Genomic DNA, 26,208 nt, shown 5'->3' with positions numbered 1-26,208 from the left:
GCCACCCCACCCTTTCTTTCCACCCGGTAGCCGCCATCCATACATGTCACGATCGAAAAGGGAGCACCCTCGAAGCGACGCCCGGAACGGCAGACGCCGGACGGAAGGCAGCAGGAGGAACCCGGCACACCGAACGCGGCACGCGGTATCAGGACGGGAAGGAAGGGATCCCATGCCCGCCGAACCCCAGCTCTCCCCGATGCCCAGGGAGTGGCAGCGGGCGCTCGCCGTCGTGGCGCACCCCGACGACCTCGAATACGGCGCAGCGGCCGCCATCGCCGAGTGGACCGACGCGGGGCGCGAGGTCAGCTATCTCCTGGTCACCCACGGCGAGGCCGGTATCGACGGGCTCGCACCGGCGGAGGCCGCCACGGTCCGGGAGGCCGAACAGCGGGCCGGCGCCGCGCTGGTCGGCGTCCACACCGTCGAGTTCCTCGACCACCATCACGACGGCATCATCGAGCCCGGCCTGGCACTGCGCCGCGATCTGTCCGCGGCCGTCCGGCGCCACCGCCCCGAGCTGCTGCTCACCCTCAACCATCACGACACATGGGGCGGCGGCCACTGGAACACCCCGGACCACCGGGTCGTCGGCCGCGCCGTCCTGGACGCGGCGGGCGACGCCGGCAACCGATGGGTGTTCCCCGAGCTCGCCGGCGCGAAGGGCCTGGCGCCCTGGAACGGCGTCCGCTGGGTGGCCGTGGCGGGCTCGCCGCACCCCACGCACGCCGCCGAGGTCGGCCCCGGCATCGACCGCGCGGTCGCCTCACTGGCGGCACACGGCGCGTACATCAGGGGCCTGCGCGGCGCCGAACAGGACCCGCACACCTACGCCCGCACCTTCATCGAGCAGATGCTGCGCGCCGGCGGCGAACGCTACCGCGGCCACCCCGCCACGCTCTTCCAGCTCTTTCCCCGCTAGGCGGCGTCTTTGCGCATCCTGGGGCCGTCCCGGCGTTGGTGACGCCCCGGCCGCGTGCCGGCGCGGGCGTTCGCGGAGTCGGCCGGGCCGCGGGCGGTCGTGGAGTCGCCCATCAGGAAGACCCCGTCGTCCCGCAGCCCGTCCGCGACGGCGGCCAGCGTACGTGCCGGACGCGCCAGGTCATGGATCACGTCGAAGGCCGTGATCAGGTCGTAGGAGCCGGTCAGTTCGGCCGTGTCGGCCACCTCGAAGCGGGCGTTGCCCAGCCCCCACCGCGCGGCCTCCTCGCGTCCCGCGCCGATGCCCGCCTCGGAGATGTCCCTGCCCAGGAACCGGCCGGCGGGGAAGGCGCGGGCCGGCAGATTGACGGCGTGCCCCTGCCCGGTACCGATGTCCAGGGCGTCGATGCCCGCGCGCAGCCGCTCCGCGAGCCCCGGCACCAGCGGCACGATCGTGTCGACCAACGCGGCGTCGTACACCCGCGCCGTCTCCTCGGCCTGCAGCTCCTGGAAGTGCGGATACGACGAGAACGGCACCCCGCCGCCGGCGCGGAAGGCCGACAGGACCTCGTCCTCGATATCGCCCATCATCGCCAAGTACTGCATCACGGCAGCCATGTTGTCCGGTCCCGCGTCCCTGCTCAGTGCGGCCGCATGCTCGGGCGGGAGCCGGTAGCCGTCGTCCTCGGGCGGGTACTCGACGATGCCGCCGACCGTCATCCCGCCGAGCCACTCCCGTACGTAGCGTTCCTCCAGCCCGGCCGCCCCGGCGATCTGCGCACTGGTCGACGGCGGCAGAGCGGACATCACATCGAACAGCCCCGCCCGATGGCCGAGGCTGCACAGATGCCCCAGACAGGAGTCGTTCAGCACCTGGATCATCCGGCCCGCGAACTCCTCCTGGCGCACCGGGTCCTGGGACCGTTCCGTCATCGCGGTCGCCTCCCGCCCCCGGAGAACGGCGCGACGCGGGCACACCCTGCCGCCACCGGCCGCATTGCCCTGTTGGTTCTTTTCATCCCCCTTGCCCGCTTTTTGATGCTACGCCGGGAGCCCGGTGCACACCGCGGCAGCACAGGCGGGGCGCCGCCGACCGGACCGATTCTGTGGGCCGTCGGTGGCACAGCGGGCCGTGCCCGCTTGCGCCTACCGTCGAGCTCCCCCGCCGCGCTGAACAATCGCCCTGGCCAAGACGTACGCACGGATCTCAGCGGACTGAGGGGAACGACCGATGGACCGAGCGAGACATCCGGATCGCAGAGCTCTGCTCGCCGGCGGACTTGCCGTCGCCACGGCCGCACTTGCGGGGTGCTCATCGAAGAGCGTCGCCACGGTGGCGGCCAGCGCTTCGCCGCAGCCGCAGCCGCGGCCCAGCACGCCCGCAGCGGCCTTCACGCGCCTGATCGAAGGCAACAAGCGCTGGGTGAGCGGGGACCTCCAGCACCCCGACCGGGATCCGGACCGGCGCGAGTTCGTGTCCCAGAAACAGGAGCCCTTCGGCTCGGTCCTCGCGTGCATCGACTCCCGGGTGCCGCCGGAACTCCTCTTCGACACCGGGCTGGGCGACCTCTATGTGATGCGCACGGGCGGGGAGGCGGTCGGCCCGGTGGTCACGGGTTCCGTGGAGTACGGGCCCATGACCAGTGGCACACCGCTCATCGTGGTCCTCGGGCATCAGCGTTGCGGCGCGGTCGAGGCGGCGTACAAGTCGCTCCGCGGCGGCGAAGCGCTGCCCGGCAACCTGGAGGCGATCGCCAGGGCGCTGCGGCCGGCGTACGACCAGGCGGTCCGGAAGGGCGGTGCCGACCCGGTCGACACCATGGCCCGTGCCCAGGTCACGCTGACCGCGGCCGACCTGCGCTCCAACCGGGACCTGGCCCCGTTCGTGCGCAAGGGCACCCTTGCCGTGGTCGGCGCCTACTACTCGCTCGACACCGGCAAGGTGGAAATCCTCACCGGCGCCCCGTACTGACCGCTCCGACGGGCCGGACGAGCGCGCTCAGGCCGCTGGGCACGAGCGCGACCGCTCCCCGAGGCACCCCGCCGCGGAAGGCCGGCACCTCGGCACGGAAGACCCGGAAGGGGCCGGGCTCGATCGAGCCCGGCCCCTTCCGGCCTGCACATCTGCCGGACCACCTCAAGCGGATCACCGCCGCCTATTGGAGCGGTGGTCCCGCCCGCCGTGGACGGGGAACGCCGCCCGCAAACGCCTCGTCGTGCGTGCGCTGACCCGGGCCGGCCGTGGGGCCTACCGGCTCACGCCGCGAGGAGCTCGGCCCACCGTGTGACACCGCCCGCGTGGAACAGCGTGCCGCACCGGGCCGACAGGGCGGTGACGATGCCGATCCCGCGGCCGTGCTCGTCCGCGGGCTCGACGGGCGACCGCCCGTCCGCCGCCGCGGGCCCCGCGTCGGTGACCTCGACGCGCAGGGCGGCCCCGACCCGTGACAGCCGCAGCTCCGCCGGCGGCAGGGCATGGACGACCACGTTGGTGATCAGCTCCGAGATCACGAGGAGGGCGTCCTCAGCGAGGTCCGGGGCCAGGTTCCAGTCGGCCAGGACCGTACGCACCCGCCGGCGCACGACCGAGACGGCCTCGGGGATGTGCGGAAGCGGGCAGACATGTTCGGCCGCCTCCCGAACCACCGCGTCAAGCTGTGCCGTCATGCCGCCTCCTCCGAGGCCCCTTACCGGCTGGACGCCGGGCTTGAAAAGGACGCTATGGGGGGACGGCGGAGGGGGTCAATGAACACCGGTCGGCATTACCGAACGCCTGCCTGTGGAGGAGCCATCCCTTCGGCAGATGCCGACCGCGGGACTACGATTGCCTCATGGCCGGCCCGGTCCAGTCGATCGAACGGGCGGCGGCAATTCTGCGTCTGCTCGCCAGCGGGCCCCGTCGACTCGGACTCGGCGAGGTGGCCGCGTCGCTCGGACTGGCGAAGGGCACCACCCACGGCATTCTGCGCACCCTGCAGAACATCGACTTCGTCGAGCAGGACCCGGCGACCGGAAAGTACCAGCTCGGGGCCGCGCTACTGCACCTGGGCACCAGCTACCTCGACGTGAACGAGCTGCGGTCCCGCTCCATCAACTGGGCCGACGCCCTGGCCGCCCGCAGCGGGGAGGCGGTCCGCCTGGGCACCCCCCTGGAGGGCAAGGTGCTCATCGTTCACCACGTCTTCCGCCCCGACGACACCCTCCAGACCCTGGACGTGGGCGCGCTGCTGCCCCTGCACGCCTCCTCGCTCGGCAAAGTGCTGCTGGCCTTCGGCAGCGTGCCCCTGGAGCCGACCGTGGAGGCCGGGCTGGAGGCGTACACCCGGCACACCCTGGTCGCCCCGGAGCGCCTGACCCGGGCGCTCGCCGAGGTCCGGGAGCTCGGGTGGGCCGCCGAAGTACAAGAGATGATCACGGACGAGGCCGGCGTCGCCGCGCCGATCCGGGGCCACGGTGGCCTGGTCGTGGGCGCCATCGGCGTCTCCGGCACGGTCGAGCGGATCTGCGACTCCAAGGGGGTCCCGCAGCCGGACCTGGTCACCCAGGTCCGCCACGCCGCCCGGGCAATCTCCAGAGATCTGGGGGCCTCCCGCTGGTGAGCCCCGCCGCCCTCGTGCACCCGCAACGGAAGGCTGATCATGGTTGAGCGGTATGTGCTGTCCATCGACCAGGGCACCACCTCCACCCGATGCATCCTGTTCGACCACCAGGGGCGGCTGGTGTCGGTCGCCCAGCGGGAACACCAGCAGCACTTCCCCCGGCCCGGGTGGGTGGAGCACGACGCCGTCGAGATCTGGCACACCCTGCAGCGCGTGGTCCCGCAGGCGCTCTCCCACGCCGATGTCAGCCCCGCTGAAGTCGCCGCCGTCGGGATCGCCAACCAGCGCGAAACGACCGTGCTGTGGGACCGGCGCACGGGCGTCCCGCTGGGCAGGGCGATCGTCTGGCAGGACACCCGTACGGCTCCGCTGGTCCAGGAGCTCAGAGACCGGCCTGGGGACGATTTCTTCCTCCGGCGCTGTTGCCTGCCCCCTTCCACGTACTTCTCCGCCCCCCGGATCCGCTGGCTGTTCGACCACATCGACGGGCTGCGGCAGCGCGCCGAGGACGGCGAGGTGCTGTTCGGCACGATGGAGAGCTGGCTGATCTGGAACCTCACCGGCGGGCCGGCCGGCGGTATGCACCTCACCGACGTCACCAACGCCAGCCGCACCATGCTCATGAACATCAGCACCCTCGACTGGGACCAGGAGCTACTGGATTTCTTCGGGGTCCCCCGCCCGATGCTCCCGGAGATCCACTCCTCCGCCGAGATCTACGGAACCGCCCGTTCCGTCCTCCCGGGTGTCCGTATCACCGCGGCACTCGGTGACCAGCAGGCGGCGCTGTTCGGACAGACCTGCTTCGCCCCCGGCGAGGCGAAGTGCACCTACGGAACCGGCAGCTTCCTGCTGCTCAACACCGGCACCGAGCTCGTACGGTCCCGGCACGGGCTGCTCACCACCGTCGCCTACAAGATCGAGGACCAGCCCGCGGTCTACGCACTCGAAGGCCCGATCGCCGTCACCGGCGCGCTGGTCCAGTGGTTCCGCGACCGGCTGGGTCTGATCAGCAGCGCCCCCGAGATCGAGACCCTCGCGCGCACCGTCGAGGACAACGGCGGCTGCTACATCGTCCCGGCGTTCTCCGGCCTGTACGCGCCGCACTGGCGCAGCGACGCCCGCGGTGTCATCGTCGGCCTCACCTCGTACATCACCAAGGAGCACCTGGCCCGAGCCGTGCTGGAGGCCACCGGCTGGCAGACCCGGGAGGTGGTCGACGCCATGAACGCCGACTCCTCGCTCGCCCTGAAGGTGCTCAAGGTGGACGGCGGCATGACGTCCGACAACCTGCTCATGCAGTTCCTGGCCGACGTGCTCGACGTGCCCGTGGTGCGCCCCATGGCCGTCGAGACGGTCTCCCTGGGCGCCGCCTACGCCGCCGGGCTCGCCGCCGGCTACTGGCCCGACCTGGAGGTCCTGCGCCGCAACTGGCACCGGGCCGCCCAGTGGCTGCCGGACATGGACCCCCAGCGGCGGCAGTCGGAGTACGAGAACTGGAAGCGGGCGGTCGAGCGCTCACTCAGCTGGATCACGCCACCGAACCCACCCTGACGACCGTCTCCCAAGGCGCGGTCGAACCGGTCACCGACCGGCCATGTCAGCAGCCACCGCGACCGGCGTTCCGGGAAGACGACCCACGTCCGCGCCATCAGCCTTCGCTCCCCCGCGACGGAATCCGGACGGACGCACCCGATCCCGCTGACGCCCCGCCGGCCGCCGATCCGGCAGCGGTACGGACGACCAGGGATGACGACGGGTGACGATACGTCAGGAAATCCACCGCGAATTCAGCAACCGGCACGACAGCGGGGTCGGCCTCGAAGGAGGCCGACCCCGATTGACCTGCACATTTTCCAGAGCGCTATGTCGATGCCAGGGCGGGCACTACACGTTGAAGCGGAACTCCACCACATCGCCGTCCTGCATCACATACTCCTTGCCCTCCATGCGGGCCTTGCCGGCCGCGCGGGACTCGGCGACCGAGCCGGTCTCGACGAGGTCGGCGAAGGAGATGACCTCGGCCTTGATGAAGCCCTTCTGGAAGTCGGTGTGGATGACTCCGGCGGCCTCGGGGGCGGTGGCGCCCTTCTTGATGGTCCAGGCGCGGGTTTCCTTGGGGCCGGCCGTCAGGTAGGTCTGCAGGCCGAGGGTGTTGAAACCGACGTGGGCGAGGGTCGCGAGACCGGGCTCTTCCTGGCCCACGGACTGGAGGAGTTCCAGGGCCTCGTCGTCGTCCAGCTCGGCGAGGTCGGCCTCCAGCTTGGCGTTGAGGAAGATCGCCTCGGCGGGGGCGACCAGGGCGCGCTGCTGGTTCTTGAAGTCCTCGTCGGTCAGCTCGTCCTCGTCGACGTTGAAGACGTAGAGGAAGGGCTTGGTGGTGAGGAGATGGAGGTCGTGCAGCAGCTCCTCGTTGCCGGAGCCCTGGACGATTCCGGCGGCGAAGAGGGTGTCGCCCCTCTCCAGGATCGCCTTGGCCTCCTCGACGGCCTTGACCTTCGGGGCCACGTCCTTCTTGATGCGCGACTCCTTCTGGAGCCGCGGCAGCACCTTCTCGATGGTCTGGAGGTCGGCGAGGATCAGCTCGGTGTTGATGGTCTCGATGTCGTCCTTGGGCGAGACCTTGCCGTCGACGTGGACGACGTTCTCGTCCTTGAAGGCGCGGATGACCTGGCAAATCGCATCGGACTCGCGGATGTTCGCGAGGAACTTGTTGCCCAGGCCCTCGCCCTCGGAGGCGCCGCGGACGATGCCCGCGATGTCGACGAAGTCGACGGTTGCCGGGAGGATCTTCTGGGAGGAGAAGATCTCGGCCAGCGTGGCCAGACGCGGGTCGGGGACGCCGACGACGCCGACGTTCGGCTCGATGGTGGCGAACGGGTAGTTGGCCGCCAGCACGTCGTTCTTGGTCAGGGCATTGAACATGGTCGACTTGCCGACATTCGGCAGACCGACGATTCCGATCGTGAGCGACACGGTGGCGACTCGACTTCCGAGCGAGAGGTGGTGGGCACGGCCCCGGGAGGGCCGATCCACCAGTCTACGGGGCGGCCGGGCCCCAGCCGCCGCCACCGGGACCGGCCCTGCCCCGTCCGGCTCCGGGCCCGGAACGAATCCGCACCGAGCTCGGCCCAAAGGGCGTGTCCCGTAACCGGTTAATCCCACTTAGCGGCCTACCGTTGCCGAGTGGAGCAACACGAAGCGCGCACCCCCCAGCACAGCCCGCCGCGGTCCGCAGGTCCGCCCGTGGGCCAGGACGCCCGGCTCCCTCGCCCCGCGGAGGCAGTGGCCCCCGATCCCGACGACGACTTCCTCACCGCGATGCGGGCCTCCGGGTTCGCGTCCGTACCGGCATCCGCACCGGCGGTCGTCCATGCCGCGGCGCGCGGTCGCGCACCGGCCGGGCCGGCCCGCGCGCCCGCCCGTGGACCCGCTTCCGCGGCCCCCGGACGCACCCCTGCCCCACCGCAGGGCCTGGCGTCCGCCACCGTGTACCGGGCGCGCCCGCAGCGCCCCGCGCCTTCCCCGCCGCCCGCCCCGCGGCGCCGGATGCCGGCGGCCAAGCTCACCGGACTCGGCTGCTGGCTGCTGGCGACGCTGGCGCTGCTGGGCTTCGCCTTCCTGGACCGGCTGCTCTTCGGCGGCGCACAGACCCTGTACGGCGTCTGCTATCTGCTGGTCGGCATCGGCGCCGCGCTGTGGGTCAGGCCGTACGACCTGGTCATCGCGCCGGTCACGCTGCCGATCGCGTTCACGCTCGGTGCGCTGCCGATCCAGCGCGGCGCGGGCGGGTTCGACGGGTTGCTGATGGGCGTCTTCACCGTCCTCGCGCTGAACGCGGGCTGGCTCTATGCCGGCACGCTGGTCTGCGCGCTGCTCGCGATCGTCCGCCGGGTGCTGATCATCGCCCGGCGTCGGGCCAGCCGACCGGCGAGTCGACCGCAGAGCGGAGCGCGCGGTCCGCAGGACCGGCCGACGCGGACGCCCGACCGGGGACAGCCGCGGCCGAACCGTCCACGGCAGGTGGCTCGCCAGCCCGAGCGGCGTACGCAGCCATCGCGGCCCCCACGATCCCCGCATTGTTCTGAAGCTGAGCCGGCACGATCTCCGCGCTGATGCCCTCGATCAGCGGCAGGAACTTCTCCGCCTTGCGGCTCACCCCGCCACCGATCACGAACAGTTCGGGTGAGAAGAGCATCTCCACATGGGCGAGGTACTTCTGGACCCGGTGCGCCCAGTGCTGCCAGTTCAGCTCCTCGTCCTCCTTGGCCTTGGTGGAGGCGCGCTTCTCGGCGTCATGGCCGTGCAGCTCCAGGTGGCCGAGCTCGGAGTTGGGCACGAGGCGGCCGTCGGTGAAGACGGCGCTGCCGATGCCGGTGCCGAAGGTGAGCACGATGACCGTGCCGGTCCGGCCGCGGCCGGCGCCGAAGCGCAGTTCGGCCAGGCCGGCCGCGTCGGCGTCGTTGAGCAGGGTGACGGGGCTGCCGCCGGACTCGCCGCAGAGCCGCTCGGTGAGCATGGCCGCGGCATCCCTGCCGATCCAGCCCTTGTCGACATTGGCGGCGGTACGGGTCGTCCCTCCGGTGACCACACCGGGGAAGGTCGCACCGACCGGCCCCGACCACCCGAAGTGGTCCACGACCTCCTTGACGCCGTCCGCGACCGCCTCCGGGGTAGCCGGATGCGGGGTCAGCACCTTGTAGCGCTCCTCCGCGAGCTCGCCGCGCTCCAGATCCACCGGGGCACCCTTGATGCCCGATCCGCCGATGTCCACACCGAAGACCTTCATGGGAAAAGGCTAGGCGTCGGCGGGGCCGCTCGCCCCCGGGATGCACCGACCGGTGGCCCGGAGAGCGAAGCGGAAGCGGCGGGGTCAGCTGTCGGTGGCTGCCTTGGCCTCGGCGCGCAGGTCCCGGCGGAGCTCCTTGGGCAGCGAGAAGGCGATGGACTCCTCGGCGGCCGTGACGGTTTCGACGTCCTCGTAGCCCCGCTGGGCGAGCCAGTCCAGGACGCCGTGGACGAGAACCTCGGGGACCGAGGCGCCGGAGGTGACACCGACCGTGCCGACGCCCTCCAGCCAGGCCTCGTCGATCTCCTCGGCGTAGTCGACCAGGTGGGCGGCGCGGGCGCCCGCACCCAGCGCCACCTCGACGAGGCGCACGGAGTTCGAGGAGTTCTTGGAGCCGACGACGATGACGAGATCGGCCTCGGCACCCATCTGCTTCACCGCGATCTGGCGGTTCTGGGTGGCGTAGCAGATGTCGTCGCTGGGCGGCGAGAGGAGGTTGGGGTAGCGGCCCTTGAGGGCGTCCACGGTCTCCATGGTCTCGTCGACCGAGAGGGTGGTCTGGGAGAGCCAGACGACCTTTTCCGGATCGCGGACCTCGACGTTGGCGACGTCCTCGGGGCCGTCGACGAGGGTGATGTGCTCGGGCGCCTCACCGCTCGTGCCGACGACCTCTTCGTGGCCCTCGTGGCCGATCAGGAGGATGTCGTAGTCCTCGTTGGCGTAGCGGACGGCTTCCTTGTGGACCTTGGTGACCAGCGGGCAGGTGGCGTCGATGGTGGCGAGCTTGCCGCGCTTGGCTTCGTCGTGGACGACCGGGGCGACGCCGTGCGCCGAGAAGATGACGATGTTGCCCTCGGGCACCTCCTGCGTCTCGTCGACGAAGATGGCGCCCTTCTTCTCCAGGGTTTTCACGACGTACTTGTTGTGGACGATCTCGTGGCGTACGTAAACGGGGGCGCCGTACTGCTCAAGGGCCTTTTCGACGGCGATGACGGCGCGGTCCACGCCCGCGCAGTAGCCACGGGGGGCGGCGAGCAGGACCTTGCGCCGGCCGCTGCGGCGCGAAGCGTCTTCGCCCGGGGTGGCGGCGGGCGTCGGGCTGGGCGAGGAAGTCATGCGACCCATCGTAAAGCCGTGCCACCGCCCCGGAAGATCGTGCCTTTGTCCCAGACTGAGGGCGGCACGGAGCGAGGAGGCATGATGCCGGGCACGGTCGGCGGCACGGGCGGCGAGGGGGCGGGCGACGGAGCGGGCTCCACCGGGGCCGAAGGCACCGGCGACCCCGGTGCGCTGCGGCGGACGCTGACGTTCCGGGATCTGGTCGTCTACGGGCTGCTGTTCATCGCCCCGATGGCGCCGGTCGGGATCTTCGGCACGCTGCAGGCCACGTCGCACGGCGCGGTCACCGCCGTCTACCTCGTCGCGACCGTCGCGATGGCATTCACCGCGTACTCGTACGCCCAGATGGTGCGGGTCGCCCCGCAGGCCGGGTCCGTCTACACGTACGCCCGGGTGGGCCTGGGCGAGGGTGCGGGGTTCGTCGCCGGGTGGATGGCGATGCTGGACTATCTGCTGATTCCGGCGGTGGCGTATCTGTTCTCCGGGATCGCGCTGCATGCGCTGGTGCCGTCCGTGCACCAGTGGGTGTGGACGGCGCTGGCGGTGGCCGTGACGACGCTGCTGAACCTGTGGGGTGTGCGGACGGCGGCGCGGGTGGGCCTCGCGGTGCTGGCGATGGAGATCGTGGTGCTCGCGGTGTTCGTGGTGTCGGCGGTCGTCGAGCTGATCTTGCACGGGGCGCAGCGGGGCTGGGCCGGGCCGCTGACCGGCGAGGGCGGTTTCTCGGTGCAGGCGGTGCTGGCAGCGGTGTCGGTGGCGGTGCTGTCGTATCTGGGCTTCGATGCGATCGCGTCGTTCGCGGAGGAGGCCGAGGGCCCGAGGGCCGCCGACAAGGGCGGCCCGGGAGCCGGCGGGCCGGACCGGGTGGCGCGGGCGGTGCTCAGCTGTCTGGTGGTGGCCGGTGTGCTGTTCGCGGTGCAGACGTATCTGGCGGCGCTGCTGATGCCGATGAGCGCGGCGGAGCTGGCGGCCGAGCCGGGGGAGCAGGGCGGCGCCTTCTACGCCACGGTCGACGCGGCGGTGGGGCGCTGGCTGCACGACCTGGTCGCGGTGAGCAAAGCCATCGGCGCGGCGTTCGCGGCGCTGGCGGGGCAGGCGGCGGCCGGCCGGCTGCTGTTCGCGATGGCCCGGGACCGGCGGCTGCCGGGGGCGATGTCGACGGTGGACGCGGGCAGCGGGGTGCCGCGCCGGGCGCTGCTGGGCGCGGCGCTGGTGACGCTGGTGGCGGCGGTGTGGGCGGCCCGCAGGGACGACGGGCTCGACCAGTTGTCGTCGGTGGTGAACGTGGGGGCGCTGACCGCGTTCGGGCTGCTGCATGCGTCGGTGATCGGCTGGTTCTGGATCCGCAGAGGTGCCGGGGCGCCGAGCGTGCTGCGGCATCTGGTGGTGCCGCTGCTGGGGCTGGCGGTGGTGGTCGCGGTGATCGCCGAGGCCTCCGCGGCCGCACAGGCCGTGGGCGGGGCCTGGCTGGTGGTGGGGCTGGTGGTGCTGGCGACTCAGTACCGGGGGCGGGCGCGGGCGGGTGGCGTGCGGGGCTGACGGGTCGGGGCACGGGCCGGGTACGGGCGGGCCGGGTACGGACTGACGAGTACGAACCTGACGGGTACGGGCGGGCTCGGCGGGACGTCCGCACCGCCGCCCGCCCGGCCACGCACCGCGCGAGCGCCGCCACTGTCAGTGCCCGCCGCTAGTCTCGCCCGTATGGCTGTTTCTACGTCCCCGGAAACGCCGATCCCGGTCGGCGAGGTGTCCCGGCTCATCGGCGGTTGGATCGACCGGCTCGGCGCGGTGTGGGTCGAGGGGCAGATCACCCAGCTCTCGCGGCGGCCCGGCGCGGGCGTGGTCTTCCTGACCCTGCGCGACCCGTCGTACGACATCTCGGTGAGCGTGACGTGCTACCGCCAGGTCTTCGACAAGGTCGCCGACGTGGTGAGCGAGGGCGCCCGGGTGGTGGTGCACGCCAAACCGGAGTGGTACGCCCCGCGCGGCCAGCTGTCGCTGCGGGCCGCCGAGATCAAGCCGGTCGGGGTCGGTGAACTCCTCGCCCGGCTGGAGCAGTTGAAGAAGTCGCTGGCGGCGGATGGGCTGTTCGCCGCGGACCGCAAGAAGCCGCTGCCGTTCCTGCCGCAGCTGATCGGGCTGGTCTGCGGCCGGGCGAGCGCCGCCGAGCGGGACGTCCTGGAGAACGCCAGGCACCGCTGGCCGGCCGTCCGTTTCGCGGTGCGCAATGTGCCGGTGCAGGGGGTGCATGCGGTCCCGCAGGTGGTCGCGGCGGTCCAGGAGCTGGACGCGCTGCCCGAGGTGGACGTGATCATCGTGGCGCGTGGCGGCGGCAGCGTGGAGGATCTGCTGCCGTTCTCCGACGAGCAGCTCGTGCGGGCCGTGAGCGCGGCCGTGACGCCCGTCGTCTCGGCGATCGGCCATGAGCCGGACACCCCGCTGCTGGATCTGGTCGCCGATCTGCGTGCCTCGACGCCGACGGACGCGGCGAAGAAGGTGGTACCGGACGTGGGCGAGGAGCTGGCCCGGGTCCAGCAGCTGCGGGAGCGGGCGCTGCGCGCCGTCGACGGCTTTCTGCAGCGGGAGGAGCGGGGGCTCGCCGCGGCGCTGCAGCGGCCGTGCATACAGCGGCCGCAGCGGATGGTCGAGGACCGCGAGGAGCAGGTCACGGCGCTGCTGGAGCGCGGCCGGCGGACCCTGGGGCATCTGCTGGACCGCGCCGACTCGGAGCTGACGCACACCCTGGCCCGGGTGGTCGCGCTCTCCCCCAGGGCGACGCTGGAGCGCGGCTATGCCGTCCTGCAGAGGCCGGACGGAACGGCGGTGCGCTCACCGGACGAGGTCGAAGCGGACGACGCATTGCGGGCCCGGGTGGCCGAGGGCGAGTTCAGGGTGCGGGTGGACGGCGTCCCGGGCGCCGTCACACCCCCCGAATAGTGCAAAGGCAGACTCTTAGGGTGGGAGACATGGCGAAGGCGAAGACGGATGGCGCGGCGGACGCGGAGCAGGGTGCGGCGGCCGGCGCGGCGGCCCGGGTGGAGTCGGTGGACTCCACGCTGGGCTATGAGCAGGCACGGGACGAGCTGATCGAGGTCGTCCGCAGCCTGGAGGCGGGCGGCACGACCCTGGAGGAGTCGCTCGCGCTGTGGGAGCGCGGCGAGGCACTGGCGAAGGTCTGCCGTCGCTGGCTGGACGGCGCACGGGCGCGGCTGGACGCGGCACTGGCGGAGTCACCGGACGGACCGGAGGCGGAGCGCGCGTAGCGGCGTAGCGACATCGGGGGACCGCGCGCAGCGGGGCAGCGCGCCGGGGGAAGCCGTCCCGGGCCGGTCATTTCCGACCGCGGAGGGCGAGGCGAATCGCTGTGAACCGTCTCACAACGCCCTCGTTTTAGTTGAAACTTAATCTATCTGGATTACAGTGGTTTCCCGTACCACCCCTGTAGCAGCTGCATGATCACTAATGTCTGCAGTGCCATCAGAACCTGAACCCCAGCTCACTCACCGAGGTGCCTTTATGTCTCTCGCCCTTGACGCCGCCGCTCAGGACCTCCTGTTCCGGGAGGCCCAGACCGCCAACACGTTCACGGACGAGCCGGTGACGGACGGGCAGGTCCAGGCCATCTACGACCTGGTGAAGTTCGGCCCGACCGCCTTCAACCAGTCGCCGCTGCGGATAACCCTGGTCCGTTCCCAGGAGGCCCGTGCGCGCCTGGTCAACCACGCCATGGGCGCCAACGGCCCCAAGACGCTCAGCGCGCCGCTGACCGCGATCCTCTCCGTGGACCTGGACTTCCACGAGAAGCTGCCGCGGCTCTTCCCGGCCGCCCCGGGCATCAAGGACACGTTCTTCTCCGAGGCCGCGGGCCGTACGGTCGCCGGCACCCAGAACGCCACCCTCCAGGCCGGTTACTTCATCGTCGGCGTCCGCGCCGCCGGCCTGGCCGCCGGCCCGATGACCGGCTTCGACTTCACCGGCATCGACAAGGAGTTCTTCGGCGACGGCAAGCAGAAGTCGTTCCTCGTCATCAACATCGGCAAGCCGGGCGCCGACGCGTTCTTCCCGCGCTCCCCTCGGCTGTCCTTCGACGAGGCCGTCGCCTCCGTCTGAGCGGGCGCCCCGCAGGAAACCCGCGGGAGTCGCACAGCGGCCCCGCAGGGAATCCGCCGGCGCCACGCATGAGGCCGCCGCACCCTCCCGGGTGCGGCGGCCTCATCGGTGTCTTCGCGGTTCAGCCCTTCTTCGCCACCAGCGCGGCAGCCAGGTCGGCGAGCCGCCCGTAGGGCGCCGTGCCGGTGATGACCGTGGTCACCCCGGACTCCTCGCGGACCAGCGCGTTGTACCTGTCGCCCTTGTAGCGGTCCCACTTCTTGCTGCCGACGGCCTGCTTCCCCTCGGCCTTGGTCGCGCCGAGCGTGACCTCCTGGATGAACTTCCGCGGCAGGGCGTCGCTCTGTTCGATGGACGCGTACTCCTGCTCCGGGTCGAGCATCCCCAGATGCCAGGCACCGCCCTTGCCGTCCTCGCTCGCCTTGTACGAGACGGAGGTGGCGCGCCAGGTCTTGGGCAGCCCCTGAGGCGCGGCGACCGGGTAGGGCGCCGCCCGCCGGGCCGTGATCAGTTCGACGCGGTAGTCGACCGTCTTGACCGCGTTCTTCGCCGCGTCCGCGCTCTCGTCGTGCGGGATGAAGATGTAGATCGCGCCGACGAGAACGCCGATCACCGCCAGCGACAGGACCATGTCCCGCACCGTTTGCCTGCCTCGCATACCTGCCACGCCCCTATGGTCCCCCATGCCCGCCGCGGCCCCGACAGGCCCCCCGGCCAAGGCCGTCACCTGTGCAAACACCCAGGTGACCGGCTCCGCTGCGGGCGCTCATGCGAAGGGCCCTCTGCTCATTTTGGCGGCCTGGAGATACTGTGAGCCTCTGGGGGAAACCCCCGCACCCCCGCACAGCCACCCTCATTCCTTCACGGCCGTCGCCGTTCAGAAAGGTGCGCTCGATGAGCGAGCATCATCTCCCGTCCCAACTCGAGGTCAGCCCCGAGGCCCCGGACCGCAACCTCGCCCTGGAGCTCGTCCGGGTCACCGAGGCCGGTGCCATGGCTTCGGGCCGCTGGGTGGGGCGAGGTGACAAGAACGGCGCGGACGGCGCGGCGGTGAAGGCCATGCGCGCCCTGATCCACACCGTCTCGATGAACGGCGTCGTGGTCATCGGCGAGGGCGAGAAGGACAACGCCCCGATGCTCTACAACGGCGAGCGCGTGGGAGACGGGACCGGCGCGGAGTGCGACGTGGCCGTGGACCCGGTGGACGGGACGACGCTGACCGCCAAGGGTATGGCGAACGCCGTTTCCGTGATGGCGGTGGCCGAGCGCGGCTCGATGTTCGACCCGTCCGCGGTCTTCTACATGGACAAGATCGCCACGGGCCCGGAGGCGGCGGACTTCGTGGACATCACGGCGCCGGTGGCCGTGAACATCAAGCGGATCGCGAAGGCGAAGAAGTCCGCTGTCGAGGACGTCACCGTGGTCATCCTGGACCGGCCCCGCCACGAGGGCCTGGTCAAGGAGGTCCGGGAGGCCGGGGCCCGGATCAAGTTCATCGCCGACGGCGATGTCGCCGGCGCGATCATGGCGGCCCGCGAGGGCACCGGCGTGGACCTGCTGCTGGGCATCGGCGGTACGCCCGAGGGCATCATCGCGGCCTGTGCGCTGAAGTGTCTGGGCGGCGCCTTCCAGGGCAAGCTGTGGCCCAAGGACGACGAGGAGCGGCAGCGCGCGCTGGACGCCGGGCACGACCTGGACAAGGTGCTGGAGATCGACGACCTGGTCCGCGGCGACAATGTCTTCTTCGTCGCCACCGGCATCACCGACGGCGACCTGCTGCGCGGCGTGCGCTACCGCGCCGAGAACGCCTACACCCAGTCCCTGGTGATGCGCTCCAAGTCCGGCACCATCCGCCAGATCGACTCCCAGCACCGGCTGTCCAAGCTGCGTGCGTACAGCTCGGTGGACTTCGAGCGCCCCAGCTAGCGTGCGCCGCGGCCGGCCCGTGCAACCGGCCCGCCCGTACACACACTTCGCCCCCGTCGGAGAGTCTCCGGCGGGGGCGAAGTGGCCCATACGCCTGGGGTGCGCTCTATGGGCCGAAGCCGCTCGGGCGGCCGCCTAGCCGGCCGCAGGCATATGGGCGGCCCGCTGGAGTTCGGTCTCCCGGCGCCGCCGACGGGTCAGCACGACCCGGCGCTCGGCCGCGGTCAGACCGCCCCAGACGCCGTACGGCTCGGGCTGGAGCAGCGCATGCTCCCGGCACTCGACCATCACGGGACAGCGGGCGCAGACCCGCTTCGCGGCCTCTTCTCTGGCCAGCCGCGCGGCGGTCGGCTCCTTGGACGGGGCGAAGAACAGCCCGGCTTCGTCCCGGCGGCACACCGCCTCCGAATGCCAGGGGCCGGCCTCGTCACGAGCAGGCACTTGCTGGGACGGAACGACAGCGGCATCCTGCAGGGGCTGATGCGGTAGCAGCACGGTCTACTCCTGACGACGGCTTCGGCGCGAGAATCACCCTTGCCCGTCTCGCTGCGCACGGCCTTTTTCCGCACCCCGCAGCCGTACGAGAGACGATGCACCAGCCCTACCCGCTGTGCGCACGCTTATGCACACCGTGGCGATCGTGCGACAACGAGAAAATCGCGGGTGCCGCCCCCTCCGTCAGATCACCCGCCGCGGTGCGGTGACTGATCGCCGTCCGCCGCCTCAGCCACCCATGCCCTTGCGGAACCGGTCCCGGCGTTCGCGGCGCTCGGAACGCAGCCGCTCATGCCACTCGTGCCGGTCCTGGCGCAGTTGGTGGTGCCGCTCACGCCGCTCCTCACGCAGTTCGTGCCGGAACTCGCGGTGCCCGTCGCGCAGCCGGTCGCGCAGATCGCGGATCCAGGCGCCGCGCTTGGGCTTGGCCTCCACACTGCCCAGCACCGCATAGCCGTTGACCAGGATCTGCGGGGCGTTGGCGTCCTCGGCGTCATGCGTCTCGACCTCGAAGTTGCCGAGGATGCCAGAGCCGCTGCTGCGCAGCGTGATGTTCTCCGGGACCCGGATCTCCACACTGCCGAAGACGGCCGTGACATTGATCTGGACCTGCTGCTGCGGGAAGACCGCCTCGGTCAGATCGATTTCGACGGTGCCGAAGAACGCGAAGGCGTTGATCCGCGCGGGAGCCTGCCAACGGCCCTTGCGGACCGAGGCGCTGAAGATCGCGACGAGGTTCTGGTCCGGCACCGGGGCGCCGGGTCCGTAGACGTATCCGTCCGGGCCCGGCCGGTCGCGGACGGCGCCCGCCGCGGGCAGATCGCGTACGACGGGCTCCAGTTCGCCCATCGTCTTGGCGCGGTAGACCGTGTCGATCCGCTCGGCGTGCTCCTCCGGGTCCAGCCGGCCCTCGGCCAGCGCCTCGCGGAGGGTCTCGGCGACCCGGTCGCGGTCCGCGTCGGACGCCCGGATGTCGCCCTCGGCCACCGCGGGCGGCGCGGACGCGGGCTTGGTCATGTTCACCGGCTGTCGCTCCTGGCGCTGGTCCTGCTTCTGAAGCGGTCCGGGCGGGTTCTCGGGGCCCGGTCGTCCCCCGTTGTCTGCATCCACGGCCCCAGCGTACCGAAACGCGATAGATCGCGACCAGGGGTCGACGGGACGGGTCTCGCGCCGACTGAGCCTTACCTCACAGCGGCGTCCGCGCGCCAGGGTTCTACGCTGTGGAGGCGCTGCCGTAGATGCCAGCCGGACCTCTCCGAGTAAGGAATGACCTTCGATGCCGGAATTCGCCTACACCGACCTTCTCCCCGTAGGTGAGGACACCACCCCGTACCGCCTCGTCACCGCGGAGGGCGTGAGCACCTTCGAGGCCGACGGACGGACGTTCCTCAAGGTCGAGCCGGAGGCGCTGCGCAAGCTGGCCGCCGAGGCGATGCACGACATTTCGCACTACCTGCGCCCGACGCACCTCGCCCAGCTCCGCAAGATCCTGGACGACCCCGAGGCCAGCGCCAACGACCGCTTCGTCGCGCTCGACCTGCTGAAGAACGCCAACATCGCCGCCGCGGGCGTCCTGCCCATGTGCCAGGACACCGGCACCGCGATCGTGATGGGCAAGCGCGGCCAGCAGGTCCTGACGGAGGGCGGCGACGAGGCGGCCCTCTCCCGCGGCATCTACGACGCCTACACCCAGCTGAACCTGCGTTACTCGCAGATGGCTCCGCTGACGATGTGGGACGAGAAGAACACCGGCTCCAACCTGCCGGCCCAGATCGAGCTGTACGCGACGGACGGCGGCGCCTACAAGTTCCTCTTCATGGCCAAGGGCGGCGGCAGCGCCAACAAGTCCTTCCTCTTCCAGGAGACCAAGGCGGTCCTCAACGAGGCCTCCATGATGAAGTTCCTGGAGCAGAAGATCCGCTCGCTCGGTACGGCCGCCTGCCCGCCGTACCACCTCGCGATCGTCGTCGGCGGCACCAGCGCCGAGTACGCGATGAAGACCGCCAAGTACGCCTCCGCGCACTACCTCGACGAACTGCCCGCCGAGGGCTCCCCCACCGGACACGGGTTCCGGGACAAGGAGCTGGAGGAGAAGGTCTTCGAGCTGACGCAGAAGATCGGCATCGGCGCGCAGTTCGGCGGCAAGTACTTCTGCCACGACGTCCGCGTCGTCCGGCTGCCCCGCCACGGCGCGTCCTGTCCGGTCGCCATCGCCGTCTCCTGCTCCGCGGACCGCCAGGCCGTCGCGAAGATCACCGCCGAGGGCGTCTTCCTGGAGCAGCTGGAGACCGACCCGGCCCGCTTCCTCCCGGAGACCACCGAGGAGCAGCTGACCGAGGGCGCCGGCCCCGACCTGGACGCGGTCGCCATCGACCTCAACCACCCCATGGACGACGTCCTCGCCGAGCTGACCAAGCACCCGGTCAAGACCCGGCTCTCCCTCACCGGCACCCTGGTCGTCGCCCGCGACATCGCCCACGCGAAGATCAAGGAACGCCTGGACGCCGGCGAGGAGATGCCGGAGTACCTGAAGAACCACCCGGTCTACTACGCGGGCCCCGCCAAGACCCCCGAGGGCTACGCCTCCGGTTCCTTCGGCCCGACCACGGCCGGCCGGATGGACGCCTACGTCGAGCAGTTCCAGGCGGCCGGCGGCTCCAAGATCATGCTGGCCAAGGGCAACCGCTCCCAGCAGGTCACCGACGCCTGCGGCACGCACGGCGGCTTCTACCTCGGCTCCATCGGCGGCCCGGCCGCGCGCCTGGCCCAGGACTGCATCAAGAAGGTCGAGGTCCTGGAGTACGAGGAGCTCGGCATGGAAGCGGTCTGGCGGATCGAGGTCGAGGACTTCCCGGCCTTCATCGTCGTCGACGACAAGGGCAACGACTTCTTCCAGGACCCGGCGCCGGCGCCCACGTTCACGAGCATTCCGGTGCGCTCGGGAAGCTGACCCGCCCGCAGGACCCACAGAGCCCCCGACGCTTCGTCGGGGGCTCTTCTGCCGCCTCCCGGGACCGCGCCGGACGCCGCCGCGTCCGGGCCGGTCCCGCTGTCCTGTCCCGGACACTCGAACCCCTTGCGCCTCAGGTCCCTTGCCCGCGGGCGTCCACCACGTCAGAAATGCCGTAAAGGGGCCTGAGCACGGCCTACCCCCGCCGCGCCGCACTGCGCCGGAGTCGGGTGCGTACGGCCCGCTGGGCGACCGGGCCCAGGTCCTCCAGTACACCGATCAGGCCGGACAGTTGTTCCAGGGCGTCCAGGGCTGCCAGCGCCCCGTCCGGGTCCACGCCCTCGTAGAGTTCCAGGCCGACGAAGGAGGCGGCGAGGGCCCGGGAGAGGCCGGCGACGTCCACGAATGCGGAGATCGGTGTCCCGGCCAGCACCCGCGCCAGCACCTGTTCGATCTCCTCGATCCACAGGGCGAGTCCGGCGACGGTCGCGGGGGCGAGCCGGGGCTGGGTCTGGGCCCCGGCCAGGAGCTGGGCAAGGACGGCGACATGGCCGGCGGCGCGTTCCTCGGTATGCAGCTCCCGTCCCAGCTCCAGGAGTTCGGCCAGGCTGTTGACCCGGGCGAAACGCTCCCGGTAGAGCGCGACGCGCTGCTCGGCGGCGTACTGGCAGGCGGCGGCAAGGAGTTCGTCGACACTGCCGAAGTGGTAGAAGACCAGGGCCTGGTTGACTCCCGCGGCGGTGGCAATGCTCCGGGCCGAGGTCTTGGCGAGGCCTTGTTCGGTGAGCGTCCGCAGCGCACCGGCGAGCAGTTTCGTACGGGTGTCGGCACTCACGCCCGCGCCTCCTCGCGCACCGGCCGCAGCCCCGCGCGTACGCCGCGCTCGGCGACGTCCACGAACTCGGCGTCGAAGGACCCCTCGTAGCCGAAGAGCGGCCCGAACCGCCGGTTGCCGACCCGCACCTGGATACGGAAGCGCCCGGCCGCCTCGTCGTACGACTCGCGCACCACGGCATCGCCCCCGATCAGGTCCGGCACCCGGACGTCGACCGGCCCCTCCCGGAAGCGGTGCTCGCCGGAGCGGATGACCAGGGCCCCGGTGTCGTCGACCGTGAAGTGCAGGTCGGTGGCGAGGTGCTGGTGCGTGCCCAGGTAGTCGACGACGCAGCCGCGCTCGGGGCTGAAGACCATGGTCGCGTCGAAGCGGCGGGGCCGGCGCGGGAAGGCGAAGGTCCGCACGAAGGTGACGGTTTCGCGGCCGAAGGAGTCGGCGTACGGGACGTTCTCGATGACGAAGGGGATGTCCCGTCCGGTCTGCGGGACGAGGATGTTGCGGCTGCCGCCGAGGGCCAGGAAGGGCCGGACGAAGCTGCGGCCGTGCCAGATCCGCTCCATCGTGCCCCGCCCGACGCACGCCTCACCGCTGTCGAGCCCGACGGAGAAGCGTCGCCGGACCTTCGGGTGGAGCCGGTCGAAGTCGGCACCCAGGGCGCGCTGGAACATCGAGGTCATGACTGCTCCAGGGTGGCGAGGAGGGCGGTCGGGGCGGCGGCGCTCCCGCTGCGTCCGTCGGCCCGCTCCGGCGGGCGGCGCAGACAGCGGCGGGCCGCGGGGGTGACGGGCAGGGGCGGCAGCAGCAGCGCGGCGGCGGCCACGGCGGGTACGGTCGCGGCGAGTACGGCGACCGGGGCGGGGGCGACGGGGGCCAGGGCCGCGGTGGCGACGACGGCGGCGATACGGACGAACAGCTCCGCGAGGGCGTGGCGCAGCGACCGCTCGGGGGTGATCCCGCGCTCGCACCACAGCCGCAGCCGGTCGAAGGACCAGGCGGTGGCCCAGCCCATGAGCGGCCGGAACAGGAGCCGGTCGACGACCTTGCCGAAGCGCCCCCAGCGCGGCCGGTAGTCGTACCCGGTCAGGAACCGCAGCGCCTCGCCGTCCGGGACGTACCGCCAGTAGCCGCTGCCCTCCTCGATGAGCGACAGCGGGTGTGCCGAGGAGAAGCGGAGGGCGGAAGTCCGGGTGCCGTCGGGCCGGTTGCGTTCACCGGCCGAGACCCCGGTGCCGTCGACCGTGAGCAACGGCAGGACGCGGGTGGCGTAGCGGAAGTGTTGTGGCTCCCCCGGCGCGCACGGCAGATAGTCGATCTCGCTGAACCTCAGGTCCCAGCGTTGATGCCGGTCCGGCAGCTGGCTGCGGTCCCATACCTCGTCGAGCCCGGCGCGGATGCGCGCCTCCACGTACAACCCCATGCGACTGCCTCCACCCCAGACGTTTGAGCGACTGCTCAAAACGCAGCGTAGAGCGTTTTGAGCAGTCGCTCAAGTCCGGTGCCCGGACGGGAGGTTGGGCCAGCCCAGGCATCAGGCACGGACAACCGGCCGTACGGAGCCCCTGGCGACCCCGTCGGGGACTCTTGTCGTTGCACCGCTCCGGCTCTCACCGGGCCCGCCCACGGGTGACTGCCACCGCCCGGCGCCCCAGCAAGCCGCTCAGCCATCTCGCAGGCGCCCCAAAGGCCGTCAGGAAGCAATGACCGGCAGCATCGATTTCCCGTCCTGGAAACTCGAACCCCTTGCGCCTCTGACCACTTGCTCGCGAACATCGTCCACGACGGAGCGGGCGGCCACGGAGGGAATCCATGAAGGTCACCAAGCTTGCGAGTACCTGCGACTTGAAGGATTGCCCGACCATCTACGCCACCGATAGGGGCACCCTGCTGGTGCAGGGCGAGACCCCTGCCGACCATGGCCTACAGATTCCCGCACACGAAACCGTGGTAGAGATCCCGGAAGAACTTGTACTTGACCTCGTCCGGAAGGGTCTTCGTGGTGCCTAAGACTCTCGGCGAACTGTTCGACGCTTTCCATCGAGAGGCATTCCGGCTGGAGACCCTGGATGACTACAGCCGGTCGGGAAATGTGGATGCCTATCAGGCATTTCTCGCCGGGGAGCCTCAGCCGGCCAACTACAACGAAGCCTGGGTGTCAGAGATCCGTTCCCACACCAGCAGGGGTAAGCGCGTCTATCGCGTTCACATTCTCTCTCGACCCCTGACTCCGTATCTGCGGTTCGAACTAGGCTGGGGCTATCAGAAGAACGCGACCGGCGGCGAACAGTTCTTCATCCTCGACACCACCGAACAACCGAACCCCCTGGAAGGGGTTCCCGACTTCTGGTGCTTCGACAGCCTGACTCCAGCGGTCATGAACTATGCGGAGGATGGATCGTTCCTCGGCGCAGGCATACTCCCCGATGCACGGGCGGACGAGTTCCGCACGTACCGGGATACAGCCATGGCTCACGCCGTCCCGCTCCCGGAATGGTGGGCGAAGTACGGCGAGTGAATAGGGAGAGACTAGGGGCCGCGCTGCGGGCGCTACGGCAAGCATCCGGAAAGGAAGCCAAAGCTGTCGCCCGCAGTGCTGTCATGTCTGCAAGCAAGCTGAGCAAGATCGAAACGGGGAAGGCCGCTCCATCCGTCGTAGACGTTGAGCAGATTCTTACGGCTATCGGCGTTTCGAGTGAAGTCAAGGCGGAGTATCTAGAGGCGGTCAGAGCGGCAGCGACAGAGGCCACGGCTTGGCGCCTCGTCCGGCGCATGGGGGTGCATAAGGCGCAGCAGCAAACGAGAGCGCTGGAGACTCAAATGACGTTGCTGCGACTCTTCCAGCCAGCTTTGATCCCTGGCCTGCTGCAGACCCCCGAGTACATCCGAGCGATTCTCTCTCGGCACGACCTCGGCGAGGACGTGCTTACCCGGACAATCAGTGCCCGGATAGAGCGGCAACAGGCCCTCTACGACTCGAACAAGGAACTCCACTTCGTCATCACTGAGCCTGCGCTGCGGTGGCGCATCGTGTCAGCCGCCAGGATGGCGGAACAGCTGGACAGACTGGTCTCTCTTTCGCGACTGCCCAACATAGACATTCGCATCGTCCCCCTGTCGGCGCGACAGCAGGACATAGCCAATCATTCCTTTGTCATCCGGGATGACAGGACTGCCACGATCGAGACGGTTCACGCAGAGATCATCGTGACCGAGCCCAGAGATGTTGCGCTGTATGTGCACAAGTTCAAGGGATTCGCTTCCATGGCGCTTGCTGGAGACGCCATGCGCGCAGTTCTCGAAAGCATCCGAGACGGCTTCTTGCACGAACAGGAAACCAGCTAGGCGGAGTCCGCCCGCTACGGAACCATTGCTTGCCACGGCAGTGAATCAACCGGGGAGGCAGTCAGCCATGGGCGACACAAAGGCGACGAGCGCACGGCCAGTTCGCATATCGCTCCTTCCCGACGCCCCGAAATCGGCCAAGAGAACAGGTCGAGCCTGCCGGGGCGGGTTTCACCCCATCCCAAGAAAAGGGGCCACAACCAGTATGACCGTCATGCTCGATGCCCCGAGCGACACGACATACCGCGATCCTCGGGCGCTACTGAACGCGCTACGTCCGCACGTCAAGGAGTGCACCTACAACGTATTCGAGAGCCCCGGTTCCGAGGGTGACCTGTGGAACCGCGAGATCGCGCTTCTCAAGCGGGACAACTCGCTCATGCTCGACGACACTGCGGAACGCATTCTCGGCAACGCTGTAGCCTACCTGATCACAGCCATGGAGCGGCCGGAATTTCATCTCGGTGTCGGCAAGACGGTAGACATCGGGGTCCATCAGATCATCCTCGACACCCCCGTGTACTTCGCCTTCTGCGGGCTGTACAACGGCGGCAGGTACAAGCACCACGCGCCCCTCATCGAGCGGCGCCGGGACGGTCTCGTTCTCCGCACTGCGGACGTGATCCGCGAGCAGGGGTTCAACCCGGACGAGGAGCTGTGGTCCGTGGACGGCTCGGACTGCTCACCGTGCGACAACAAGGTTCCCGACAGCCACTGACCAAACCCCGATAGTTGCCCCGCCCCCTCTCTCCCGAGGGGCGGGGCCAATCACCCGTTCAACTCTCCCCGAAGGAAGCCCGTTGGCCGCTCAGCACAACTTCGACCACGAACGCGAACTCTGGGACACGTTCGCCGAATCGACCAAGAAAGACGTTTTCGAGTCCGAAGCGGCGTTCAGGTGGACGCAGTACGCCGACCACGGCCCCGGTCCCGAAGTGCTGGGACAGCCTGAAAGCGTGCTGGAGATTGGGTGCGGCACGGGGCGTGCGGTGGCGTTCCTCGCGCAGCGGGGGATCAAGGCGCGCGGGGTTGATATGTCGCCGGTCATGGTGTCCCAGACCTCGGAGCGGTGGGGGACGTTTGGCGTCGACTTTGTGTGCGCCGAAGTGCTGGACTTCCTGCGCAAGGACACGCAGACCTATGACGCTGTCTACTCCATCTTCGGCGCAGCCTGGTTCAGCAACCCGCCGCGGCTCTTCCCCCTGGTTCGTGAGCGGTTGAGCTCTGGGGGTGTATTCGCCTTCTCCCAGCCGCCGGCGATCCCCGGAGCATACGGCCCCCAAGGCATGTACAAAGGTGGTTTCGCGGGTAAGGCTCTGCTCACCTACCGATACAGCTACACACCCCGGAAATGGATGAGCCTTCTCTGTGGGGCGGGCTTCGTGGCAGCCGAGGCACGGGTTCTCGACGCGCCACATCCCGGCCACATCGGCACACTGCTGGTGCGAGCTGTCGCGCCCTAATCGCATCTCCCGGAAGAGAAGAGAATTTCCCCCGTACCTTTCTGGGTGCAGGGGGAATCGTTTACCACCTGATGAGCTCACACCTCTTGCCCTGCCAGGCGGATCGACGGCGACCAGGTCCGGCGTCCGTGCGGCGGCCAGGCAGCTCACCCCGTTCAGGCCGCGCCCTCACGACCTGGCAGGGTCCCCGAGACGCTCCGTCGGCCCGGCGAAGGGCAGCCACGTGGTCCGGGTGGCGAGGAGCCAGACGCCGTCGACCTTGCGGCACGTGTCCTCGTAGTGCCCCACTTGAGCCGGGGGCCGGGGTGGCACCATGCCTTCTTGGTAGCCGTCGACCCGGTAGGTGGCGAAGTAGGTGGTGGCGGTGGCCGTCGTCGGAGAGGCGACGGTGACCAGGATGTTGGTGCACATACGGCGCGACAGCCGGTCCGCGGGACGGGAGCCGAAGTAGCTGCGGAGCGCGTCGCGCCCCTGCACCCGGCGGTCGCCGTGCGGCCACTCCCAGACCCCGTCCGAGGTGAACAGCTCCGCCACCGTACCCGGGTCCCCGAGGTCGAGCCGGCGGACGAACTCGACAATGAGCCGCTCGCAGGCACGCTCGGCGAGCAGGCATTCCATGGGGTCAAGGGCTTCGGTGTCCATCCCCACTTCGTACCAGCGCC

The 26,208-nt window shown here is 70.2% G+C and carries 27 protein-coding genes and 1 pseudogene; 16 read left to right on the top strand and 12 right to left on the bottom strand.

The features are described from left to right. The first annotated feature begins 172 nt into the window (after positions 1–172). Positions 173–922 (top strand): PIG-L deacetylase family protein, encoded by a 750-nt coding sequence (locus ACGFWI_RS17570; RefSeq protein ID WP_393906840.1) that lies wholly within the window; start codon positions 173–175, stop codon positions 920–922. On the opposite strand, the gene ACGFWI_RS17565 is transcribed toward ACGFWI_RS17570, so the two are convergent. Next, complete coding sequence (locus ACGFWI_RS17565; RefSeq protein ID WP_393906839.1) at positions 919–1,854, bottom strand: class I SAM-dependent methyltransferase; 936 nt, start codon at positions 1,852–1,854, stop codon at positions 919–921. The genes ACGFWI_RS17570 and ACGFWI_RS17565 overlap by 4 nt on opposite strands. A gap of 298 nt (positions 1,855–2,152) precedes the next feature. Here ACGFWI_RS17565 and ACGFWI_RS17560 point away from each other — a divergent pair, with 298 nt between their 5' ends. After that, positions 2,153–2,893 carry a carbonic anhydrase gene (locus tag ACGFWI_RS17560; RefSeq protein ID WP_393906838.1) on the top strand — a complete coding sequence of 247 codons (741 nt, stop codon included), beginning with the start codon at positions 2,153–2,155 and terminating at the stop codon, positions 2,891–2,893. A gap of 284 nt (positions 2,894–3,177) precedes the next feature. Here ACGFWI_RS17560 and ACGFWI_RS17555 read toward each other — a convergent pair whose 3' ends face one another. Beyond that, positions 3,178–3,588, bottom strand: a complete 411-nt coding sequence (locus ACGFWI_RS17555) for an ATP-binding protein (RefSeq protein ID WP_393906837.1) — start codon at positions 3,586–3,588, stop codon at positions 3,178–3,180. Between the two features lie 164 nt (positions 3,589–3,752). Here ACGFWI_RS17555 and ACGFWI_RS17550 point away from each other — a divergent pair, with 164 nt between their 5' ends. After that, positions 3,753–4,520: an IclR family transcriptional regulator gene (locus tag ACGFWI_RS17550; RefSeq protein ID WP_393906836.1), complete on the top strand. Its 768-nt coding sequence runs from the start codon at positions 3,753–3,755 to the stop codon at positions 4,518–4,520. A gap of 39 nt (positions 4,521–4,559) precedes the next feature. Beyond that, positions 4,560–6,074: a glycerol kinase GlpK gene (glpK, locus tag ACGFWI_RS17545; protein WP_393906835.1), complete on the top strand. Its 1,515-nt coding sequence runs from the start codon at positions 4,560–4,562 to the stop codon at positions 6,072–6,074. A 333-nt stretch (positions 6,075–6,407) separates the two neighbouring features. Here glpK and ychF read toward each other — a convergent pair whose 3' ends face one another. Beyond that, positions 6,408–7,496 carry a redox-regulated ATPase YchF gene (gene ychF, locus ACGFWI_RS17540; protein WP_393906834.1) on the bottom strand — a complete coding sequence of 363 codons (1,089 nt, stop codon included), beginning with the start codon at positions 7,494–7,496 and terminating at the stop codon, positions 6,408–6,410. Positions 7,497–7,841: 345 nt separating this feature from the next. On the opposite strand from ychF, the pseudogene ACGFWI_RS17535 reads away from it, so the two are divergent. Then, positions 7,842–8,360, top strand: a pseudogene (locus tag ACGFWI_RS17535) (DUF6542 domain-containing protein); the annotation flags it as partial. A 61-nt stretch (positions 8,361–8,421) separates the two neighbouring features. Here the strand turns inward: ACGFWI_RS17535 and ppgK are convergent. Next, positions 8,422–9,309, bottom strand: coding sequence for a polyphosphate--glucose phosphotransferase (ppgK, locus tag ACGFWI_RS17530; RefSeq protein ID WP_393906833.1), 888 nt, complete (start codon positions 9,307–9,309; stop codon positions 8,422–8,424). 84 nt (positions 9,310–9,393) lie between these two features. Next, complete coding sequence (locus ACGFWI_RS17525; RefSeq protein ID WP_393906832.1) at positions 9,394–10,425, bottom strand: 4-hydroxy-3-methylbut-2-enyl diphosphate reductase; 1,032 nt, start codon at positions 10,423–10,425, stop codon at positions 9,394–9,396. An 84-nt stretch (positions 10,426–10,509) separates the two neighbouring features. Here ACGFWI_RS17525 and ACGFWI_RS17520 point away from each other — a divergent pair, with 84 nt between their 5' ends. From ACGFWI_RS17520 to ACGFWI_RS17505, 4 genes are all read left to right on the top strand, one after another. Further along, positions 10,510–11,967 (top strand): APC family permease, encoded by a 1,458-nt coding sequence (locus tag ACGFWI_RS17520; protein WP_393906918.1) that lies wholly within the window; start codon positions 10,510–10,512, stop codon positions 11,965–11,967. A 162-nt stretch (positions 11,968–12,129) separates the two neighbouring features. Next, the gene (gene xseA / locus ACGFWI_RS17515) at positions 12,130–13,365 is read left to right on the top strand and encodes an exodeoxyribonuclease VII large subunit (RefSeq protein WP_393906831.1); all 1,236 of its coding nucleotides are present in this window, start codon (positions 12,130–12,132) and stop codon (positions 13,363–13,365) included. Positions 13,366–13,394: 29 nt separating this feature from the next. Further along, positions 13,395–13,691, top strand: coding sequence for an exodeoxyribonuclease VII small subunit (locus ACGFWI_RS17510; protein WP_393906830.1), 297 nt, complete (start codon positions 13,395–13,397; stop codon positions 13,689–13,691). A 253-nt stretch (positions 13,692–13,944) separates the two neighbouring features. Beyond that, complete coding sequence (locus ACGFWI_RS17505) at positions 13,945–14,538, top strand: malonic semialdehyde reductase (RefSeq protein WP_393906829.1); 594 nt, start codon at positions 13,945–13,947, stop codon at positions 14,536–14,538. 121 nt (positions 14,539–14,659) lie between these two features. Here the strand turns inward: ACGFWI_RS17505 and ACGFWI_RS17500 are convergent, their stop codons facing one another. After that, a complete protein-coding gene (locus ACGFWI_RS17500) occupies positions 14,660–15,196 on the bottom strand; it encodes a DUF4245 domain-containing protein (RefSeq protein WP_393906917.1) in 537 nt (178 codons plus the stop codon). A 236-nt stretch (positions 15,197–15,432) separates the two neighbouring features. On the opposite strand from ACGFWI_RS17500, the gene glpX reads away from it, so the two are divergent. After that, positions 15,433–16,464 carry a class II fructose-bisphosphatase gene (glpX, locus tag ACGFWI_RS17495; RefSeq protein ID WP_393906828.1) on the top strand — a complete coding sequence of 344 codons (1,032 nt, stop codon included), beginning with the start codon at positions 15,433–15,435 and terminating at the stop codon, positions 16,462–16,464. Between the two features lie 135 nt (positions 16,465–16,599). On the opposite strand, the gene ACGFWI_RS17490 is transcribed toward glpX, so the two are convergent. Both ACGFWI_RS17490 and ACGFWI_RS17485 read right to left on the bottom strand, forming a co-directional pair. Next, positions 16,600–16,959, bottom strand: coding sequence for a WhiB family transcriptional regulator (locus ACGFWI_RS17490; protein WP_393906827.1), 360 nt, complete (start codon positions 16,957–16,959; stop codon positions 16,600–16,602). A gap of 228 nt (positions 16,960–17,187) precedes the next feature. Then, positions 17,188–18,069, bottom strand: a complete 882-nt coding sequence (locus ACGFWI_RS17485) for a DUF1707 domain-containing protein (RefSeq protein ID WP_393906826.1) — start codon at positions 18,067–18,069, stop codon at positions 17,188–17,190. A 166-nt stretch (positions 18,070–18,235) separates the two neighbouring features. On the opposite strand from ACGFWI_RS17485, the gene ACGFWI_RS17480 reads away from it, so the two are divergent. Beyond that, positions 18,236–19,909, top strand: coding sequence for a fumarate hydratase (locus ACGFWI_RS17480; RefSeq protein WP_393906825.1), 1,674 nt, complete (start codon positions 18,236–18,238; stop codon positions 19,907–19,909). 196 nt (positions 19,910–20,105) lie between these two features. On the opposite strand, the gene ACGFWI_RS17475 is transcribed toward ACGFWI_RS17480, so the two are convergent. The 3 genes from ACGFWI_RS17475 to ACGFWI_RS17465 are packed head-to-tail and all read right to left on the bottom strand — an operon-like array spanning position 20,106 to position 22,161. Continuing rightward, the gene (locus ACGFWI_RS17475) at positions 20,106–20,744 is read right to left on the bottom strand and encodes a TetR/AcrR family transcriptional regulator (protein ID WP_393906824.1); all 639 of its coding nucleotides are present in this window, start codon (positions 20,742–20,744) and stop codon (positions 20,106–20,108) included. After that, the gene (locus tag ACGFWI_RS17470) at positions 20,741–21,421 is read right to left on the bottom strand and encodes a DUF4166 domain-containing protein (RefSeq protein WP_393906823.1); all 681 of its coding nucleotides are present in this window, start codon (positions 21,419–21,421) and stop codon (positions 20,741–20,743) included. Before ACGFWI_RS17470 ends, ACGFWI_RS17475 begins: the two co-directional genes overlap by 4 nt. Beyond that, positions 21,418–22,161 (bottom strand): hypothetical protein, encoded by a 744-nt coding sequence (locus tag ACGFWI_RS17465; protein ID WP_393906822.1) that lies wholly within the window; start codon positions 22,159–22,161, stop codon positions 21,418–21,420. The genes ACGFWI_RS17470 and ACGFWI_RS17465 overlap by 4 nt, the downstream gene beginning before the upstream one ends. Before the next feature lie 389 nt (positions 22,162–22,550). Here ACGFWI_RS17465 and ACGFWI_RS17460 point away from each other — a divergent pair, with 389 nt between their 5' ends. From ACGFWI_RS17460 to ACGFWI_RS17440, 5 genes are all read left to right on the top strand, one after another. Continuing rightward, positions 22,551–22,748, top strand: a complete 198-nt coding sequence (locus ACGFWI_RS17460; protein WP_393906821.1) for a hypothetical protein — start codon at positions 22,551–22,553, stop codon at positions 22,746–22,748. Continuing rightward, a complete protein-coding gene (locus ACGFWI_RS17455; protein ID WP_393906820.1) occupies positions 22,738–23,256 on the top strand; it encodes a DUF6879 family protein in 519 nt (172 codons plus the stop codon). Before ACGFWI_RS17460 ends, ACGFWI_RS17455 begins: the two co-directional genes overlap by 11 nt. Next, positions 23,253–24,083 (top strand): helix-turn-helix domain-containing protein, encoded by an 831-nt coding sequence (locus ACGFWI_RS17450; RefSeq protein ID WP_393906916.1) that lies wholly within the window; start codon positions 23,253–23,255, stop codon positions 24,081–24,083. The genes ACGFWI_RS17455 and ACGFWI_RS17450 overlap by 4 nt, the downstream gene beginning before the upstream one ends. 205 nt (positions 24,084–24,288) lie before the next feature. Next, positions 24,289–24,801 carry a hypothetical protein gene (locus ACGFWI_RS17445; RefSeq protein WP_393906819.1) on the top strand — a complete coding sequence of 171 codons (513 nt, stop codon included), beginning with the start codon at positions 24,289–24,291 and terminating at the stop codon, positions 24,799–24,801. Positions 24,802–24,883: 82 nt separating this feature from the next. Further along, positions 24,884–25,546: a class I SAM-dependent DNA methyltransferase gene (locus tag ACGFWI_RS17440; RefSeq protein WP_393906818.1), complete on the top strand. Its 663-nt coding sequence runs from the start codon at positions 24,884–24,886 to the stop codon at positions 25,544–25,546. 168 nt (positions 25,547–25,714) lie between these two features. Here the strand turns inward: ACGFWI_RS17440 and ACGFWI_RS17435 are convergent, their stop codons facing one another. Beyond that, positions 25,715–26,188 carry a nuclear transport factor 2 family protein gene (locus ACGFWI_RS17435; protein ID WP_393906817.1) on the bottom strand — a complete coding sequence of 158 codons (474 nt, stop codon included), beginning with the start codon at positions 26,186–26,188 and terminating at the stop codon, positions 25,715–25,717. Between the last annotated feature and the right edge of the window lie 20 nt (positions 26,189–26,208).

Origin of the sequence: Streptomyces sp. NPDC048434 (assembly GCF_043200375.1) — a bacterium.
Lineage (GTDB): Bacteria > Actinomycetota > Actinomycetes > Streptomycetales > Streptomycetaceae > Streptomyces.
This window is presented reverse-complemented; position numbering and strand designations above follow the sequence as displayed.